Here is a 17,296-nt window from a genome sequence, read left to right as displayed (position 1 = left end):
GACTCAGGCTAATCAGGCTCTCTTGTGCTGAGCAGAACGTCTGCACCGGGCCTTTGGTGGAGCAAATGGTTGGTATCGTTAGCTGACTAAGTTAACCCAGCATTAACAAAAAAGCCCTGCACTTTTTAACCGGTGCAGGGCTTCGGAAGGTACTTCGACAAGCGTAGCCTCAATACCGATTGGGCTCCATTTCCAGCTCGACATTGAACCGCTCGGCAATGTCTTTCTGAATGCGTTGCGCCAGCGCGTAAAGCTGCTGGCCGGTGGCCGAGCCATGGTTGACCAGCACCAGCGCCTGCAAGGTGTGCACGCCGGCATCCCCGTCGCGAAAGCCTTTCCAGCCGGCGCGTTCGATCAGCCAGCCAGCGGCAAGCTTCATCTGCCCGTCTGCCTGCGCATACGCCACGACGTCCGGATGTTGCTGCTTGATCTGCGCGACTTGCGCAGCGGATACCAGCGGATTCTTGAAGAAGCTGCCAGCATTGCCGAGCACCGCAGGATCAGGCAGTTTTTCGCTGCGGATGCTGCAGATAGCCCGACTGACATCGCTCGGTGTTGGCTGCTCGATGCCCTGCTCGGACAGGCGCTGGCGCACCGGGCCGTATTCCAGATGCAGCTGCGCGCCGCGCTCAAGCTTGAAGCGCACGCGCAGAATCAGCCAGCGTCCCGGCTGCTGCTTGAACAGGCTGTCGCGATAAGCGAAGTTGCATTCTTCGAGGCTGAAATCGCGTAGCTCGCCGGTCTGCCGATCCAGCGCAGTGAGGCCGGCGAACACGTCCTTGATTTCAACGCCGTAGGCACCGATGTTTTGCATCGGCGCCGCGCCGACCGTGCCGGGAATCAGGCTGAGGTTTTCCAGACCGGAAAAACCCAGCGCCAGCGTATGCAGTACAAAGTGATGCCACGGCTCGCCCGCCTCAGCCTCGATGACCACGCGGCTGCCGTCATCGCTGAGCACGCGGATTCCACGCGTTGCCATGCGCAGGACCAGCGCCGCAATATCCGCGGTCAGCAGCAAGTTGCTGCCACCGCCGATCACCAGCAACGGCACATCGTGCGCCGTGGCAAAGGCCAGCGCTTGACGGACATCGTCGTCGCTGTGGGCTTCGGCGAACAGTTGCGCGCGCACGTCGACGCCAAAACTGTTGAACGGTTTCAGGGAAACCTGCGCTTGCACCGGCAAACTCATAAGCGCCCCTTCACTTCGATCAGCAGTTGGTCACAGGCTGCTTCGATCAGATCCAGCACCTGCTCGAAGCCCTGATCGCCGTCGTAATACGGATCGGGCACTTCGTCGACCAGCCCGGCATAGCGGCGCAGGAACAGATCCAGCTCGGCCTTGCCGGTGGCCGGCTGCAACGCCTTGAGGTTGCGCAGGTTGCTGTTGTCCATGGCCAGAATCAGGTCGTAACTGGCGAAGTCGGCGCGGCTGACTTGCTGCGCGCGTTGCAGCGACAAGTCGTAGCCGCGCACTTTCGCCGCGGCCTGGCTGCGCTTGTCTGGCGGGTTGCCAACGTGCCAGTCACCGGTGCCGGCAGAGGCCACTTCGACCTGATCCGCCAGCCCCGCTGCACGCAGTTTGTGACGCAAGACTCCTTCAGCGGTGGGCGAACGACAAATATTGCCCAGGCACACGAACAGAACCCGCATCAGGCCCCCAGCAGGCGACGAACGCGCTCAAGGTCTTCGACGGTGTCGACACCGGTTGGCGGCGCAATCAGCGCGTCGGCGACGTGAATGCGCACGCCATGCCAAAGGGCACGCAATTGCTCGAGGGATTCGGTGTTTTCCAGCCAGCACGGGCCCCAGTGGACGAAGTCCTGGAGGAACCCGGCGCGGTAGGCGTAGATGCCGATGTGGCGACGGTACGGCACGCCTTCAGGCAGTTGCTCGCGGCTTTTGGCGAACGCATCGCGGGCCCACGGCAAGGTGGCGCGACTGAAGGTCAGCGCCAGGCCGTTGATGTCGCTGGCGACCTTGACCACGTTCGGGTTGAACAGGGTTTCCACGTCTTCGATCGGCTCGGCCAGAGTGGCCATGCGCGCTTCGGTGTGGGCGGCAAGGTTGGCCGCGACCTGATCAATCACGCTGGGCGGAATCAGCGGCTCGTCGCCCTGCACGTTGACCACGATCGCATCGGGCTCAAGGCCCAGCTTCGCGGCGACTTCGGCCAGACGATCAGTGCCGGAGTTGTGATCCTCACGGGTCAGCACCACTTCGGCGCCAAAGCCTTTGCAGGCCTCGACGATGCGCGCATCGTCAGTCGCCACCACCACCCGGGTCGCGCTGCTTTTGCTCGCCTGCTCCCAGACGTGCTGGATCATCGGCTTGCCGGCAATATCCAGCAGCGGTTTACCCGGCAGACGCGTCGAGGCATAGCGCGAGGGAATCACAACGGTGAAGGCAGTGCTCATTTATCCAGACGCTCGTCGGTGGTCAGGGTGCGGGCTTCGCTTTCCAGCATCACCGGGATGCCGTCGCGGATCGGGTACGCGAGGCCAGCGCCCTTGCTGATCAGTTCGGTCTTGTCAGCGCTGAGCTTGAGCGGACCTTTGCACACAGGGCAGGCGAGGATGTCGAGCAATTTGGTGTCCATGAGCATTCCCAGATAAATAAACAGTCAAGGCAATAGCCGATCGGGCAGCAGGCGCATCAGTTGCGTGTCGAACCAGGCCACGAAGGCCGGTGACGGCAACGCATCGACTGCCAGATACCACCAGTCGGCAGCAGCAAAGGCGCGGCACTTCACCGCGTCCTTTTCGGTCATTACCAACGGCAATGACGGGGTGAAATTCAAGGCCTGCACGCTGTACTCGGCGTGGTCGGCAAATGCATGGGGGATTGCGCGCCAGTCTAGCGCTTCGAGCGTATTGAAGAAACGTTGCGGATTGCCGATCCCGGCCACCGCATGCAGCGCCTGACCGGGCGCAAAATGTTCGAGCGGCTGGCGCTCGCCGCTGCGCAGGTTGATCAGTGCGGTGGGCTGCAAGCGAAAGGCGAAACCGTCTTGGCGATCCTCGCTGGCGCCGTTGAACAGCACGCCGTCGACGCTTTGCAGGCGCTCGACCGGCTCGCGCAAGGGGCCCGCCGGCAGGCAGCGTTTATTGCCAAGGCCACGTGCCGCGTCAATCAGCACCAGCTCCAGATCGCGACCCAAGCGGTAATGCTGCATGCCGTCGTCGGAGAGGATCAGGTCCAGCGGTTCGCTGGCGAGCAAGGCTTTGACGGCGGCGCTGCGATCGGGATCGATCATCAGCGGCACGCCGGTGCGCTGGACGATCAGCAGCGGTTCATCGCCGGCAATATCAGCCGTTTGGTCGGCCTCGACGCGCCACGGCAGTTGCGCCGGCTTGGCCCCGTAACCACGACTCACCACACCGACGCGCAAACCGCGCTGGCGGCAGTGTTCTATAAGCCAGAGAATCATCGGCGTCTTGCCGGTCCCCCCCACGGTGATATTGCCGACCACAATCAGCGGCACCGGCGGCTGGTAGATCTCGCCCTCACCGTCGAGAAAGCGCTGACGCTTGTTGACCACCACCCGGCGGTAGAGCATTTCCAGCGGCCGCAACAGCGTCAGGGCCGGGTGCCCCGCATACCACGCAGCAAGCAAGCGATCGGACAGGCTCATCAGGATTTGGGCGCCGCCTCGACCGTGGTCATGCGCAGATGGCTGAAACCGAGCTTGCCGGCCGCGTCCATAGCGGTGATCACGGATTGGTGCTGGGCCTTGCCGTCAGCACTGATCGACAACGGCATGCTGGTGTCGCCGTTGGCTTCTTTCTGCATGGCGTCCATCAGGGTCGCCAGATCGTTTTTCGGCAGGACCTTGTTGTTCACCGAAAACACACCCTCGGCGCTGATCGCGATATCCAGTTGCTTGACCTGCTGGTCCTCGGCCGGCGATCCGCTGACCGCTTCCGGCAGGTCGACGCGCAGCTGGGTTTCGCGGGTGAACGTGGTGGTCACCACAAAAAACAGCAACAGGATGAACACCACGTCGATCAGCGACGCGAGGTTGATGTCCACGGTTTCCCGGGGCTTGCGACGGAATTTCACGCTTTGCCCTCGGCCAGGTCGACGTCACGGTCGCCCTGCACCACTTCCACCAGTTTGATTGCTTCCTGCTCCATGCCAACCACCAGTTCATCGATGCGGCGTTGCAGGAAACGGTGGAAGAACACCGCCGGAATACCGACCATCAGGCCCGCCGCCGTGGTGATCAGCGCTTTGGAAATACCGCCGGCGAGGACCGAGGCATTGGTGGTCATGCCGGTACCGGTGAATGCGCTGAAAATGTCGATCATGCCCAGCACGGTGCCGAGCAGACCGAGCAGCGGCGCCATCGCGGCGATGGTGCCGAGTGCATTTATGTAGCGCTCCAGCTCATGAATAACGCGAGCGGCAGCCTCTTCGATGCACTCTTTCATGATCTCGCGACCATGCTTGGAATTGGCCAGGCCAGCAGCGAGGATTTCACCCAGCGGCGAGTTGGCGCGCAACTCCTTGAGTTTTTCCTTGTTGAGCTGTTTGTCCTTGATCCAGACCCAGACCTGGCCCAGCAGATGCTCGGGGGTAACGCGGCTGGCGCGCAGGGTCCACAGGCGCTCGGCGACAATCGCCATGGCCGCGATGGAACTCAGAATGATCGGCAACATCATCCAGCCGCCGGATTTGACCAATTCCCACACAGTGACAGTCCCCTCGAAAAAGTGCGCCACTTTACCATACCGATTGCCGATTAAGACCCGCCGCCCCGACGACCGTAATGCCACAGCCGCCCACGCGCCGATCAGCGGGACAGTGCCGGCGGATCCCGCCAGAAGCGTCGCTGGTGACGCAGGATTTGCGCAGGCTGGAAGGTGCCCAATTGCAAATGAATGGCGCCGTGTTCGGCGCTGTCGTAGATACGCAGCCGCTGTTTGCGGTAACGCGCCAGTACCGTCGGATGCGGATGACCGAAAGAATTGCCGTGGCCGCGAGAGATCAGTACCGAGTGCGGTTGCAGTGCCTTGAGCAGCGCCATCGACGATGAGCTGCGGCTGCCGTGATGGGGCGCTTGCAGCCATGGCGTCGGCACCGCCAGCGGCCCGTCGAGCAAGACCCGTTCGGCGTGGCTGTCGATATCACCGGTCAACAACAGACGCTCGCCGTTGGCCTCGATCTGCAACACGCAAGAGCGCTGATTGCTGTCGCGGGCGTCCGTCCATTGCCAGAGCTGAAAAATGACCCCGTCCCACTGCCATTGTCGACCGGATTCACAGGCCGCGGCGTTCAACTGTTGCGGTAGCCCCTCGGGGTCACCACTGATCACGCGATCGATCGGCAAACCACGGGAGACTGCCAGCGCCCCCCCGGCGTGATCGGCGTCGGCGTGGCTCAGCAACATGATGTCGAGTTTTTCCACGCGCAGCTTGCGCAACGCGGGCACTACCACCCGTTCGCCAATATCAAACTCACCAAAGCGCGGTCCGGCGTCGTACAGCAGCGTGTGATGCCGCGTGCGGATCAGGATCGCCAGACCTTGACCCACGTCCAGCTGCCAGACATCGGCGATGCCTTCCGTCAGTCGCTCGCGCGGCGGCAGTGCCAGCAATAACAGCAGCGGCCAGCCCAGCGGACGCAGCGGCACCCCGCGCGGCAACAACAGCAGCACCGCGCCGAGGCTGCCGAGCAGCCAGACCCCGACGGGTAGCGAGGCGGGAATCCACGCCGGCCATTGCCCGGCAATTATCGCGAGCCCGCGAAACAGCCAATCGATCAAGCCACCCGCCAGCCACAGCAAGCCTTCGCCGACATACGGCACCGGCAACAATAACGTCCCGAGCAACGCTGGCGGCAGCACCACCAAACTGACCCAGGGCACAGCGAGCAGATTGGCCAACGGCCCGCTCACGCTGATCGGCAGATTCAGCGCCAGCAGCGCCGGGCACAGGCCGATCGCGATCAACCATTGCGCCCGCGTCCAGGTCTGCCACCAGCGCCAGGCACCGAGACGACCACCGAAGGTAAAGATCAACACCGCCACTGCCGCGAACGACAGCCAGAACCCCGGACGCAAACTCGCCAGCGGGTCGAGCAACAACACCCCGTTGAACGCGAGCAACAGCGGCCACCACGCCCCGAGATGGCGAAAGCGCAGACGCCATAACAGCACCAGCCCGACCATCACACAGGCCCGCTGCACCGGCACATCGAACCCGGCGAGCAGGCCATAACCCAGCGCCGCCGCAAAGGCCAGGCCACAAGCCCATGGCAGCCAGGGCCAGCGCAGCGGCCACAACCCATACCGCGCCAGCCCGGCGACGAGCAGGTACATCACCGCCGCCAGCAGACCAATATGCTGGCCGGAAATCACCAGTAAGTGCACGGTGCCGGTGTCCTGCAGGATCTGCCAATCCTCGCGACTCAGCCCGGAACCGTCGCCCAGCACCAGCGCGGCCAACGCGCCGTTGCGGCCTTGCGCATCCACCGCCAGCAAGCGCTGCCGAATGCTGTCACGCCAGGCCCAGCGCGCCTCGCTCAGGCGTTGACCATCCTTGATCGTGCCAGTCGCGCCGATGCGTTGCGCCAGCAGCCAGGCCTCGAAATCGAAGGCATCGGGATTGCGCAAGCCACCCGGGCGCTTGAGCTTCACCGCCAGACGCCATCGTTCGCCGCTGCTGACCGCTGGCCCGGCGTACCAGGCCAGACGCATCCGCGCCGGCAGTTTTTCGTGCCGCGACCGCGCCTCAGCCAACTCGAAGCGCACCACGCCCTCGCTGTTTTGCGGCAGACCCACCACGTGCCCTTCGAGCCAACGGGTTTCGCCATCGAGCTTCGGCGCCAGACGATCATCCAGTGCCCATTGCGCAGCGATGCAGGCCCAGGCGAACCCGAACAGCACAAACGCCAGCGGATAACTGCGAAACGGCAGCAGCATCAACGCCACCACTGGCAGCAACAGCATCAACCAGACCGGCGGTAACGCCGGCATAAAAACCGCGGCCAGCAGACCGACTGCCAGCGCCATCATCCCTGTGCGCATAAGCCCGTCCTTGAGAGTCCCGTACTTAGGCATAGCGGGTGTCGGGCACCCGCGCCGTCAATAATTGTCACAAAGTCTGAATGGGCGGTTCGTAGAATCCAGACATACTTGCCGCCTTAACCGACCGAGAAGCCTTATGCCCCGGCGCTTATTCAAACGTTACATGCCCGACCCGACGAGCATCAGGGAACACAAATCCTTACGCTTTCTCGGCAAGTTGCTGCATGACCCGAACCTCTGGCACCTCAACCGCCACTCGGTGGCCCGAGCGATGGCGGTTGGCCTGTTCGCCGCATTCCTGCCCATTCCGGCGCAAATGCTGGTGGCCGCCGCCCTGGCGATCAGCGTACGCGGCAACATGCCGATCGCCGTCAGCCTGGTCTGGTTGACCAACCCGATCACCATGCCCGCGGTGTTCTTCTGCACCTATCAGGCCGGAGCATGGTTGATGGACGTACCCGCACGGCATCTGCCCGACGAGCTGTCCTGGGAATGGATCAGCGGCGAACTGTCGACCTTGTGGCAACCGTTTCTGCTCGGATCGGTGGTGGTCGGGCTGGTGCTTGGCGCCCTCGCCTACTGCGTTGTGATGATGTATTGGCGTTGGTGGGTCGCCCGGCAATGGGCACGGCGCAAGAAAAGCCGGCAGAAATGAACGCAAAACGGCCTCCGCAGTGGGAGGCCGTTTTTTATTGCAGTGTTTGGGGTGGTGCCATCGCTTGCAGGCAAGGTCCGCTCATTTTGATCGCATTCTTTTAGTTGGGATGCGGTCGACCCGTGGGAGCTTGCTGGCGATGGCGGTGGTACAGGCAAATGCTTGACTCAGGCTGCAAATCAAAAGCCCCTCATCGGAACGCCGCCCGCCTAGCCCTCTCCCGGAGGGAGAGGGGACTGACCGTGTTGAATGTGAAAGCTACGTCAACAGGAAATAACGAGTTGAATGCAAGTCTCGAAGCCAACCAAAATCGGCTCCCTCTCCCTCGGTAGAGGGCTGGGCGGGCGGCGTTCCGATGAGGGGCAAATCCATCGAAAATCCCAAGCCATGCGGCGCTTCTAACCACTCAACAATGAGCGCCAGCTCGAGTGCTCTTGATCTTGCGTCACCGGCGACGTCGGAAGGCTGAGCGGAGGGATCGATCCGGGCGTGGGAGCGCAGCGACCGTCTGGCGCAGCCAGACACAGCGGAAGTAGGTGCAGCGCAGCAAACCGTAGCCGCTGCGCCTGGATCGATCCCGCAGCGAAGGGACCCGAGCTTGCGAGGGCCGAACGTAGGAGCAGGCGTTTTTTTGCTTACTTTTTTTAGGCGTTTGTAAAAAAAGTGAGTCGCCGTCAGGCGAAACCATAAGCAGCCGTTACCGCAGCAACAGATATGCACCCAACAATCAGAAACTCACCGCCTGAAAGACAGCCATCGCTTGCAGGCAAGCTCCCACATTAACAGCGGATGTACTCAGGAATTGTGAGCGACACCGCCCCTGTGGGAGCCAATCTCAGATCAAGTTCGCATCCCCCGCCCACTCACCAGCAACCGCGCACAACCCAGATACAGCACCACCGTCGCCACCAGCATGAACGTGATCGCAATCCCGATCCGGATATCCGACACCCCCAAAATACCGTAGCGGAAGGCGTTAACCATGTGCAAAACCGGATTGGCCAGCGACACCGTTTGCCAGAACGGCGGTAACAGCGTGATCGAATAAAACACCCCGCCCAGGTAAGTCAGCGGCGTTAACACGAACGTCGGAATAATCGAAATATCATCGAAGTTGCGCGCAAACACCGCATTGATGAAGCCCAAAAGCGAGAATATCGTCGCCGTCAGCACCACCACCAAAATGGTCACACCCAAGTGATGCACCTGCAGATCGGTAAAGAACAGCGACAGAATCGTCACGATCAAACCCACCGCCAGACCACGCAATACACCACCAATGGTGAAGCCGATCAGAATGGTGTGCGGTGACACCGGCGAGACCATCAGTTCTTCGATCGAGCGCTGGAACTTGCTGCCGAAGAAACTCGAAACCACGTTGCCGTAGGAGTTGGTGATCACCGACATCATGATCAGCCCCGGCACGATGTACTCCATGTACGTGAAGCCACCCATGTCACCGATCTGTCGACCGATCAGGTTACCGAAGATCACGAAGTACAGAACCATGGTGATCGCCGGCGGGAGCAGCGTCTGCGGCCAGATCCGCATGAAGCGTTTGACCTCGCGGTAAACGATGGTCTGCAGGGCGACGAGGTTGGGACCGAACTCAGAACTCATACCGCCACCTTCGACAGATTTTTTTCTACCAGCGACACGAACAGCTCCTCGAGGCGATTGGTTTTGTTACGCAGGCTCAGCACTTCGATGTTCTGCAAAGCCAATTGGCCGAACAGCGCAGTAATGCCCATCGATTTGTCGACCTGCACTTCCAGCGTGTGCGCATCGATCAGTCGCGACGGGTAACCGACCAGTTGCGGCGCGGCCGCCAGATCGCCCTTGAGATCGAGCAGGAAGGTTTCCACATGCAGCTGACCGAGCAGTTGGCGCATGCTGGTGTTCTCGACAATCGTGCCGTGATCGATGATGCCGATGTTGCGGCACAACTGCTCAGCCTCCTCCAGATAATGCGTGGTAAGGATGATGGTGATGCCTTTCTGATTCAGTTCGGTGAGGAAGGTCCACATCGACCGGCGCAACTCGATGTCGACACCGGCAGTCGGCTCGTCGAGGATCAGCAGGCGCGGCTCGTGTACCAGTGCGCGAGCGATCATCAAGCGCCGCTTCATACCGCCGGACAGCGAACGCGACGGCACATCGCGCTTGTCCCACAGGCCCAGTTGCGTCAGGTACTGCTCGGCGCGTTCCTTGGCGATTTTCGCCGGGATGCCGTAATAACCGGCCTGGGTCACGACGATATCGAACGTCTTTTCGAACTGGTTGAAATTGAATTCCTGAGGCACCACACCGATCGAGCGCTTGAGCGCGGCCGGGTTCTTGTCCAGGTCATGGCCAAAGATGTTCACCGTACCGCTGGTCTTGTTGACCAGGGTCGAGAGAATGCCAATCGTGGTGGATTTGCCCGCGCCGTTGGGGCCGAGCAAGGCGAAGAAGTCACCTTCGGCGACGTCCAGATCGATACCACTCAAGGCCTGGAACCCGTTGCCGTAGGTTTTGGTTAGCTGCCGGATGGACAGAGCGGAACTCATATCGGATTTACGCACCATGAAGGGAAGAAAAGAATAAATAAGGGCGAGCGGCGAGGGAAACAACCGCGGCGCAAGTTCGCAATGGTGCTTGCCGCCGCCGCACAAGTACAGTCAAGTGTGTCGATAGTAATTATCAAGTCAACGCGGTCATGACCGCTTTCTGATAGGCCGGACGCTGCTTCAGGCGCTCGTACCAGGCTTGCAGATGGGGATGTGGTGCGCGCTCGATGGGCATTTCGAACCAGGCATAAATGAAGCTGCCGAGCGGGATATCGCCCATGCCGATGTCATTGCCGGAAAGGTAAGGCTGGCTGATCAGGGCATGGTCAGCCATGTTTAGCAACTCGTCGCACTCTTTGATCGCGGCATTGATCGCCGCCCAGTCCTGATTCTCGGCGGGCGTGCGCAAGACGCCCCAGAACACTGTGCGAAACGGCCCGGCAAAACTCGAGCTGGTCCAGTCCATCCATTTGTCAGCGGTGGCGCGCGCGCGCGGATCCGCCGGATACCAAGCGCTGTCGGGCGCGTGCCTGGCCAGCAGGTAGCGGACGATGGCGTTGGATTCCCAGAGCACCAGCCCGTCGTCTTCGATCACCGGAACCCGGCCATTCGGATTCATCGCGCGGTACTCAGGCGTGTCGACCACACCGAACGCGCCACCGGCATCGATCGCCTGGTAAGCCAGGCCCAGCTCCTCGGCCGCCCACAATGCCTTCCTGACATTCGATGAGTTTTTCCGTCCCCAGATCTTCAGCATGACCGCCTCTTTGCAAATGCGTGGACGGCCAGCATACGCCGGATCAGCGAGCGCTCACATCACTGAGCATGTCACCCAGCAACGCCGGTTGCTGATCGGTAAACAGGTGCGGATAGCATTTTTGCAAATGCTCGAAGAAGAACGCTTCCGGCACATCGCTGAACTGGCCGTGATCGACCAGGTACTCCATCAGCAGCGCGCCGTCCCGGTTGAACGGGTGAAAAACGCTGTCGTTGATGCCATCGAATTCCAATGGCGCGACGTTGAACAGTTCACACAGTTGCTGATTGAACGCCGGCGTCGCCTTGACCCAGCGGCCATCAATAAAGAACTCGGTGTAGCCGTGCATGGCGAATCGGTCGCTTCGCAGCAACTCAAGCAGGCGCGGCGTCGACAGATGATTGCGCACATCGGCCAGACCGATGCGCGCGGGGATACCGCAGTGTCTCGCGCAGCCCGCCAGCAGCGTGGCTTTGGGCACGCAATAGCTTTCGCCTGTTGCCAATGCATGGCTGCCGCGCAAGGTCTGCGGGTCGCGGCTGAACGTGTAGGGGTTGTAGCGCACCGCTTCGCGCACGGCGTAATAAAGACCGATTGCCTGCTCACGCGGATCTTGGCTGGCGCCGCGATGCTGCTCGGCGAACTCCACCACTGCCGGGTGGTCACTATCGATGAAGCGGCCGGGGCTCAGATACTCGTGCATGACGGCAATCTCCTGGTTGAGTCACGAGTCTAGCGACAGCTTGAGCACAGAGATAACGACGTTTCGGCCAAACCTGAAAGCAAAGCCGCGGGATCGGCGAACGATTTCCCACACGTGTTGCCCACCGAACCTACGAAAACCATCCGGGGTTTCCCACGATTTCAATCACCTTGGTCTGACCACCCGCTTTCACAGATGCCGTCTAAGCTCTGGAGGGTCGATTTGCCTTGGTTCACGGAGGACTGAATATGCTGTTGTTGTGGATACTGGTTTTGATCGTTGGTGTGGCGTATCTCGCTCACCGGCGCATCGCCCCTTTGCCTGCCTTGGGCATCGTTGCCGTGTACCTGGTGGCGATGGGCATTTTCAGTCACGCGCCGGGCTGGTTGCTGGCCTTGTTCTGGGTCGTGCTGGCGCTGATCGCCGCACCCTTGCTGCTGCCTGACCTGCGCCGCCGGCATTTCACCGCGCCATTGTTCAACTGGTTCCAGAAAACCTTGCCGCCAATGTCGCAGACCGAGCGCGATGCCATCGACGCCGGCACCGTGTGGTGGGATGGCGAACTGTTCAGCGGCCGTCCGGACTGGGACAAATTGCTGGCCTACCCCAAGGCGCAATTGAGCGAAGAAGAGCAAGCGTTCATCGACGGCCCGACCGAAGAACTCTGTGCGATGGTCAGCGACTGGCAGATCGGCCAGTCGATGGACCTGCCGCCTGAAGCCTGGGCCCACATCAAGGAACACGGCTTTTTTGCCCTGATCATTCCCAAGGAATTCGGCGGCAAAGGTTTCTCTGCGTACGCTCACTCGCAAGTGGCGATGAAACTGGCCACCCGCAGCGGCGACCTCGCCTCCACGGTAATGGTGCCCAACTCCCTCGGCCCGGCCGAACTGCTGCTGCATTACGGCACTGACGAACAACGCAATCACTACCTGCCACGACTGGCCCGTGGCGATGACATCCCGTGCTTCGCCCTCACCGGCCCGCTTGCTGGCTCCGATGCCGGTGCCATGCCTGACACTGGCATCATCTGCAAAGGCCAATGGCACGGCGAGGAAGTCATCGGCCTGCGCCTGAACTGGGAAAAGCGCTACATCACCCTGGGCCCGGTCGCGACTCTTCTCGGCCTGGCCTTCAAGGCTTATGACCCTGAGCATCTGCTCGGCGAAAAGGAAGACCTCGGCATCAGCCTGGCACTGATCCCGACCGACACCCCCGGCGTGGAAATCGGCCGTCGTCACCTGCCGCTGGGCGCGGCATTCATGAACGGGCCGAACTCCGGCAAAGACGTATTCATCCCGCTGGACTACCTGATTGGCGGCCAGGAAATGCTCGGCAAGGGCTGGATGATGCTGATGAACTGCCTGTCGGTCGGCCGCTCGATCTCGTTGCCAGCAGTCGGCACCGGTGCGGCCAAGTTCACCAGCCTGGTCACCGGCCAATACGCGCAGATTCGTGAACAGTTCAACGTACCGCTGTCGGCCTTCGAAGGTATTCAGGAGGCAATGGCCCGTATCGGCGGCAACGCATGGATGATGGATGCCGCGCGCATGCTCACAGCCAATGCTGTGGATCTGGGCGAGAAACCTTCGGTGCTGTCGGCGATCCTCAAGTATCACCTCACCGAACGCGGACGCGAGTGCATCAGCCACGCCATGGATGTGCATGGCGGCAAGGCGATCATCATGGGCCCGAGCAACTACCTGGGGCGCAGCTGGAACGGCGCGCCGATCTTCATTACCGTCGAAGGCGCGAACATCCTCTCGCGTAATCTGATGATCTTCGGTCAGGGCGCGATCCGCTGCCATCCGTTCGTGCTGAAGGAAATGGCCCTGGCCGGCCGCGAGGACAAGGACCAGGCGCTGAAAGAGTTCGACGGCCTGCTGCTCAAACACATCGGTTTCGCCGTCAGCAATGCCGCCAGTACCTTGGTGCTCAACCTCGGCTTCGGTCACTTCGAACACGCACCGGGCGACAAGATCAGCCAAGGCTACTTCCGCGCGCTCAACCGTCAGGCCGCGGCGTTCGCCATGCTCGCGGACTTCAGCATGATGCTGCTGGGCGGCGAACTGAAACGCCGCGAACGTCTGTCGGCGCGCCTTGGCGACGTGCTGAGCAACCTGTACCTGGCCTCCGCCGCGCTCAAGCGTTATCACGACCTCGACTCGCCGGCCTATATGGAGCCGCTGCTGCGCTGGGCCATGGAAGAAAGTCTTGGCCAGTCGGAACGAGCACTCGATGAACTGCTGCGCAACTTCCCCAACAAGGTGTTCGGCTGTCTGTTGCGGGTCATCGTCTTCCCGTTCGGTCGTCGCCACAAAGGCCCGTCGGACAAGCTCGGCGCCGAAGTGGCGGGCGTCATCGGTCGCGCCAAGGGCGATCCGGCGCTGGAACAACTCCTCGCCGGCTGCTACCGCCCGCAATCGCCAGACGACGCGGTCGGCGCGCTGCAACACACCAGCGACCTGCTGCATGCCGCGCAGCCACTGCACAAAAAGCTGCACACCTCGCTGAAAAGCGGTCAGGTCAAACCGGCCGCCGGCGAACACGCCATCGATGCAGCACTGGAGGCCGGCGTACTACAGCCGGTCGAAGCGCAAAACCTGCGCGATGCCGAAGCGGCGCGACGCAAGGTGATCGATGTCGATGATTTCGACAAAGAAGAACTGACGCTGGCCGAGGGCAAAGTCCGCTGACCCCTCCTGCCGTATAGCTTTTAACCTGTGAAAAACGGGTGCGGGGGCTTTATACTCCCGCGCCCGTTTTGCTCTTGAGGACTTATCTCGTGTCCAACGTCGTTGCCGATCATCTTGTATTGCTCGACCACCTTCGCAGTATCCTGGTCGCCGTAGGTGAGGCCGAACAGGTGCCCGAAGAAAGCCATGCGCTGTTCCTCGAACGCTTCGACGACCTGCTGGCGTCCTTGCCGATCGATCCTATCGAAAGCCAATACCTGGGCCAGGACATCCTGACCCAGGTCATCGCCCGCTACCCACAAATCGCCCACCTCATCCCGCGCGACCTGCTGTGGTACTTCGCCGGCGACTGCCTGCACTACCTGTCCGACGAAGAAATCGACCTGTACCAGGCACTGGAAGAGCGTCGCTACGAAGCCGAACAGAACGACGAACCCTTCGACTGGAACCAGGAAAAACAGCTGTTGGCGATGTCCGCACAGGACAGCAAGCACTGAGATTGTCCCGATCATGAAAATGCCCGCAATGGTGATGCCATGCGGGCTTTTTTTTGGTGGTTTTACAGGGGAACATAACGCTGGCTTTCGGCCAATGCGGATTCATCGATAAAAATCAAAAGCCCCTCACCCTAGCCCTCTCCCGGAGGGAGAGGGAACTGACCGAGGAGAATGCGAGAGCTTCGCCGACGTGAAATACCGAGTCGTACGCGAACTTCGAAGCCAACAAAGATCGGCTCCCTCTCCCTCCGGGAGAGGGCTGGGGTGAGGGGCGAATTCACCGAAGATCTCAAGCCATACGGCGCTTCTCACCACTCAACAATGAGCGCCAGCTCGAGTGCCCTTGATCTTGCGTAACCAGCGACATCGGAAGGCTGAGCGAAGGGATTGATCCGGGCGTGGGAGCGCAGCGACCGTACGACGAAGTCGTACACAGCGGAAGTAGGTGCAGCGAAGCAAACCGTAGCCGCTGCGCCCGGATCGATCCCGCAGCGAAGGAACCCGAGCCTGCGAGGGCCGAACGCAGGAGCAAAGCCTTTTTGGGTACTTTTTCGGCGTCTGGAAAAAGTGCCTCGCCGTAAGGGCGAAACCGCCAGCCGCATCACCCAAAAAAACGGATATTCACCCAAACCCAAGAGCCTGGTCGGCCCAAAGGCCGCCAAGACCAAACAAAACCAGACAGAAAAATCAGAGCAACCCCTCCCCCTCCGGCAACTCATAAGCCATCGCCACATTCCCCCCAGCCCCCGACCGGCCCGGTCGCCCCAAAGTCGGCTCTTTCTGCAGACACTCCACCAGATAATCGATAAACACCCGCAGCTTGGGCGGCAAATACCGCGTCGGCGAATGCAACAACCACAACCCACCGTGATACGACGCCAGAAACGTCCACTGCGGCAACACCTGCACCACCAACCCCTGCTCCAACGCATAACGCGCCGTGAAGTACGGCAGACTGCCAATGCCAATATGCTGCAACACCGCCCCCAACCGCACACCCGTATGGTTGGCGGCATAGCGCCCACGCACCCCGACCGTCACCGCTTTGCTGCCTTTCTTGAATTTCCAGCGGGCATCACTCGGGGTTTCGCCCAGATAAATACAGCTATGATTGAGCAAATCATGTGGATGCGTCGGCGTGCCATGTTCGGCCAAATACTGCGGCGTGGCACAGAGCAAATGATCGATGGTCAGCAACTGTCGCCCGACCAGCCCCGCCGGCGGCCGATCGGTGATGCGAATCGCCAGGTCGACGTGATCATCGATCAGATCCACCTGGCGATCTTCCAGCAGCAGTTCGACATCGACCTTCGGATAACGCCGCAAAAACTCCGGCATGTGCGGATGAATCACGAAGCGCCCTACGGCTTTCGGCACACTGACGCGCACCAGCCCTTCGGCGTCATGGGTGAACTGGCCGCTGATTTCCATCACCGAGCGGGCGGCGCTGACCATCTCCTGACAGCGCTTGAAGACCTCTTCACCACCATCACTCAAGCGCAGCTTGCGCGTGGTGCGCTGCAACAAGCGCGTGGCCAGTGCCTTCTCCAGGCGGGAAATGCTGCGACTCACCGCTGAGGGTGACGAACCCAGCTGCCGAGCGGCTTCAGAGAAGCTGCCGGTCTCCACGACCCTGACGAAAATCGCCATTTCTCCGAGTAACGGTAGCGGCAAATTTATGCTCACAGCGCACAAGTCCTTTGATGTTTGAACGGATTATCACGCTATTACCCGATTCATATAATAAAAAAAGAAACTTTAATAAGGGCATGGAATATGACGCTTCGCCTCTTTTTCCATAGTGATGACCTCAAGGCCAATGTGGAAGTCCTCGACTGCACGCCCCAGGAAAATGAATTTGCTGTCGTGTTGCGCGCAACTCTGTTTCATCCGCAGGGCGGCGGCCAGCCCAGCGATACCGGCTGGATTGGCGAAAGCCAGGTATCGCGGGTGGTACAGGAACCGGAGCGGATCATCCATTTTGTCGATCGCCCGGTACCGCTGGGTATGACAGTAATCCGCATCGACGAACAGCGCCGCCGCTTCAACACGCGCATGCATTCGGCTGGCCATCTCATCGGGCATTTCATTCAGGCGCAGGGCTGGACGCCAATCAAGGCTCACCACTGGCCGGATGAAGGTCGTGTGCAATTCAAACCCGGCGATGCCGCCCAAAAAGTTGACGTAGCCACCGTGCAACAAGCGCTCGATCAATGGATCGCCGACGATCTGCCACGCCTGACCTCACTGCGCGAAGGGGCGCGGGAAATCAGTTTCGGTGACCTGCCCGCCTATGGCTGCGGCGGTACCCATGTACGCCGCCTGAAGGAACTGGGCACAGTCACGATCACGTCCCTTTCGCAGAAGAAAGGCATGTTATCCGTCCACTACAACGTGGATTGAGCATTTCGA

Annotated in this window: 17 protein-coding genes; 4 read left to right on the top strand and 13 right to left on the bottom strand. The window is 60.9% G+C overall.

Annotated features, from left to right (window positions below; genetic code table 11):
* Positions 1-169 precede the first annotated feature (169 nt).
* The 8 genes from murB to J3P93_RS07810 form a co-directional block, all read right to left on the bottom strand.
* Positions 170-1,189: a UDP-N-acetylmuramate dehydrogenase gene (gene murB / locus J3P93_RS07845; protein ID WP_434596344.1), complete on the bottom strand. Its 1,020-nt coding sequence runs from the start codon at positions 1,187-1,189 to the stop codon at positions 170-172.
* Positions 1,186-1,650 carry a low molecular weight protein-tyrosine-phosphatase gene (locus J3P93_RS07840; RefSeq protein WP_093099392.1) on the bottom strand — a complete coding sequence of 155 codons (465 nt, stop codon included), beginning with the start codon at positions 1,648-1,650 and terminating at the stop codon, positions 1,186-1,188. Before J3P93_RS07840 ends, murB begins: the two co-directional genes overlap by 4 nt.
* Positions 1,650-2,414, bottom strand: coding sequence for a 3-deoxy-manno-octulosonate cytidylyltransferase (gene kdsB, locus J3P93_RS07835; RefSeq protein ID WP_434596342.1), 765 nt, complete (start codon positions 2,412-2,414; stop codon positions 1,650-1,652). Before kdsB ends, J3P93_RS07840 begins: the two co-directional genes overlap by 1 nt.
* Positions 2,411-2,596, bottom strand: coding sequence for a Trm112 family protein (locus J3P93_RS07830; RefSeq protein WP_003179363.1), 186 nt, complete (start codon positions 2,594-2,596; stop codon positions 2,411-2,413). The genes kdsB and J3P93_RS07830 overlap by 4 nt, the downstream gene beginning before the upstream one ends.
* Before the next feature lie 24 nt (positions 2,597-2,620).
* On the bottom strand, positions 2,621-3,631 hold the full coding sequence (gene lpxK / locus J3P93_RS07825) for a tetraacyldisaccharide 4'-kinase (RefSeq protein ID WP_434596340.1): 1,011 nt from the start codon (positions 3,629-3,631) through the stop codon (positions 2,621-2,623).
* Positions 3,631-4,059: an ExbD/TolR family protein gene (locus J3P93_RS07820; protein ID WP_090285229.1), complete on the bottom strand. Its 429-nt coding sequence runs from the start codon at positions 4,057-4,059 to the stop codon at positions 3,631-3,633. The genes lpxK and J3P93_RS07820 overlap by 1 nt, the downstream gene beginning before the upstream one ends.
* Positions 4,056-4,691 (bottom strand): MotA/TolQ/ExbB proton channel family protein, encoded by a 636-nt coding sequence (locus J3P93_RS07815; RefSeq protein ID WP_167359904.1) that lies wholly within the window; start codon positions 4,689-4,691, stop codon positions 4,056-4,058. Before J3P93_RS07815 ends, J3P93_RS07820 begins: the two co-directional genes overlap by 4 nt.
* A 101-nt stretch (positions 4,692-4,792) precedes the next feature.
* Positions 4,793-7,027, bottom strand: a complete 2,235-nt coding sequence (locus tag J3P93_RS07810) for a DNA internalization-related competence protein ComEC/Rec2 (RefSeq protein WP_434596337.1) — start codon at positions 7,025-7,027, stop codon at positions 4,793-4,795.
* A gap of 136 nt (positions 7,028-7,163) precedes the next feature.
* Between J3P93_RS07810 and J3P93_RS07805 the strand changes: the two genes are divergently transcribed.
* Positions 7,164-7,682, top strand: a complete 519-nt coding sequence (locus tag J3P93_RS07805) for a DUF2062 domain-containing protein (RefSeq protein WP_394508455.1) — start codon at positions 7,164-7,166, stop codon at positions 7,680-7,682.
* 840 nt (positions 7,683-8,522) lie between these two features.
* On the opposite strand, the gene J3P93_RS07800 is transcribed toward J3P93_RS07805, so the two are convergent.
* The 4 genes from J3P93_RS07800 to J3P93_RS07785 all read right to left on the bottom strand — a co-directional run bounded on the left by J3P93_RS07800 (position 8,523) and on the right by J3P93_RS07785 (position 11,691).
* Positions 8,523-9,302, bottom strand: a complete 780-nt coding sequence (locus J3P93_RS07800; protein ID WP_039760202.1) for an ABC transporter permease — start codon at positions 9,300-9,302, stop codon at positions 8,523-8,525.
* The gene (locus tag J3P93_RS07795) at positions 9,299-10,231 is read right to left on the bottom strand and encodes an ABC transporter ATP-binding protein (protein WP_203419030.1); all 933 of its coding nucleotides are present in this window, start codon (positions 10,229-10,231) and stop codon (positions 9,299-9,301) included. The genes J3P93_RS07800 and J3P93_RS07795 overlap by 4 nt, the downstream gene beginning before the upstream one ends.
* Before the next feature lie 133 nt (positions 10,232-10,364).
* Positions 10,365-10,988 (bottom strand): glutathione S-transferase family protein, encoded by a 624-nt coding sequence (locus tag J3P93_RS07790; protein ID WP_434596334.1) that lies wholly within the window; start codon positions 10,986-10,988, stop codon positions 10,365-10,367.
* Positions 10,989-11,031: 43 nt separating this feature from the next.
* A complete protein-coding gene (locus J3P93_RS07785; protein ID WP_434596331.1) occupies positions 11,032-11,691 on the bottom strand; it encodes a transglutaminase-like domain-containing protein in 660 nt (219 codons plus the stop codon).
* Between the two features lie 248 nt (positions 11,692-11,939).
* On the opposite strand from J3P93_RS07785, the gene J3P93_RS07780 reads away from it, so the two are divergent.
* Both J3P93_RS07780 and J3P93_RS07775 read left to right on the top strand, forming a co-directional pair.
* Positions 11,940-14,387 carry an acyl-CoA dehydrogenase gene (locus J3P93_RS07780; RefSeq protein WP_434596329.1) on the top strand — a complete coding sequence of 816 codons (2,448 nt, stop codon included), beginning with the start codon at positions 11,940-11,942 and terminating at the stop codon, positions 14,385-14,387.
* Between the two features lie 89 nt (positions 14,388-14,476).
* Positions 14,477-14,884 (top strand): PA2817 family protein, encoded by a 408-nt coding sequence (locus J3P93_RS07775; protein WP_434596327.1) that lies wholly within the window; start codon positions 14,477-14,479, stop codon positions 14,882-14,884.
* A gap of 687 nt (positions 14,885-15,571) precedes the next feature.
* Here J3P93_RS07775 and J3P93_RS07770 read toward each other — a convergent pair.
* Positions 15,572-16,570: a LysR family transcriptional regulator gene (locus J3P93_RS07770; protein WP_434596326.1), complete on the bottom strand. Its 999-nt coding sequence runs from the start codon at positions 16,568-16,570 to the stop codon at positions 15,572-15,574.
* 90 nt (positions 16,571-16,660) lie between these two features.
* Between J3P93_RS07770 and J3P93_RS07765 the strand changes: the two genes are divergently transcribed.
* Positions 16,661-17,287 carry an alanyl-tRNA editing protein gene (locus J3P93_RS07765; RefSeq protein ID WP_434598323.1) on the top strand — a complete coding sequence of 209 codons (627 nt, stop codon included), beginning with the start codon at positions 16,661-16,663 and terminating at the stop codon, positions 17,285-17,287.
* The last annotated feature ends 9 nt before the right edge of the window (positions 17,288-17,296 follow it).

It is taken from the genome of Pseudomonas sp. R3-57 (genome assembly GCF_051132065.1).
In the GTDB taxonomy this organism is placed as follows: domain Bacteria; phylum Pseudomonadota; class Gammaproteobacteria; order Pseudomonadales; family Pseudomonadaceae; genus Aquipseudomonas.
This window is presented reverse-complemented; position numbering and strand designations above follow the sequence as displayed.

Excerpts from the sequence above, each read along its gene's own strand:
- murB (WP_434596344.1), bottom strand. The coding sequence starts at position 1,189 with ATGAGTTTGCCGGTGCAAGCGCAGGTTTCCCTGAAACCGTTCAACAGT.
- J3P93_RS07840 (WP_093099392.1), bottom strand. The coding sequence starts at position 1,650 with ATGCGGGTTCTGTTCGTGTGCCTGGGCAATATTTGTCGTTCGCCCACC.
- kdsB (WP_434596342.1), bottom strand. The coding sequence starts at position 2,414 with ATGAGCACTGCCTTCACCGTTGTGATTCCCTCGCGCTATGCCTCGACG.
- J3P93_RS07830 (WP_003179363.1), bottom strand. The coding sequence starts at position 2,596 with ATGGACACCAAATTGCTCGACATCCTCGCCTGCCCTGTGTGCAAAGGT.
- lpxK (WP_434596340.1), bottom strand. The coding sequence starts at position 3,631 with ATGAGCCTGTCCGATCGCTTGCTTGCTGCGTGGTATGCGGGGCACCCG.
- J3P93_RS07810 (WP_434596337.1), bottom strand. The coding sequence starts at position 7,027 with ATGCGCACAGGGATGATGGCGCTGGCAGTCGGTCTGCTGGCCGCGGTT.
- J3P93_RS07805 (WP_394508455.1), top strand. The coding sequence starts at position 7,164 with ATGCCCCGGCGCTTATTCAAACGTTACATGCCCGACCCGACGAGCATC.
- J3P93_RS07800 (WP_039760202.1), bottom strand. The coding sequence starts at position 9,302 with ATGAGTTCTGAGTTCGGTCCCAACCTCGTCGCCCTGCAGACCATCGTT.
- J3P93_RS07795 (WP_203419030.1), bottom strand. The coding sequence starts at position 10,231 with ATGAGTTCCGCTCTGTCCATCCGGCAGCTAACCAAAACCTACGGCAAC.
- J3P93_RS07790 (WP_434596334.1), bottom strand. The coding sequence starts at position 10,988 with ATGCTGAAGATCTGGGGACGGAAAAACTCATCGAATGTCAGGAAGGCA.
- J3P93_RS07785 (WP_434596331.1), bottom strand. The coding sequence starts at position 11,691 with ATGCACGAGTATCTGAGCCCCGGCCGCTTCATCGATAGTGACCACCCG.
- J3P93_RS07780 (WP_434596329.1), top strand. The coding sequence starts at position 11,940 with ATGCTGTTGTTGTGGATACTGGTTTTGATCGTTGGTGTGGCGTATCTC.
- J3P93_RS07765 (WP_434598323.1), top strand. The coding sequence starts at position 16,661 with ATGACGCTTCGCCTCTTTTTCCATAGTGATGACCTCAAGGCCAATGTG.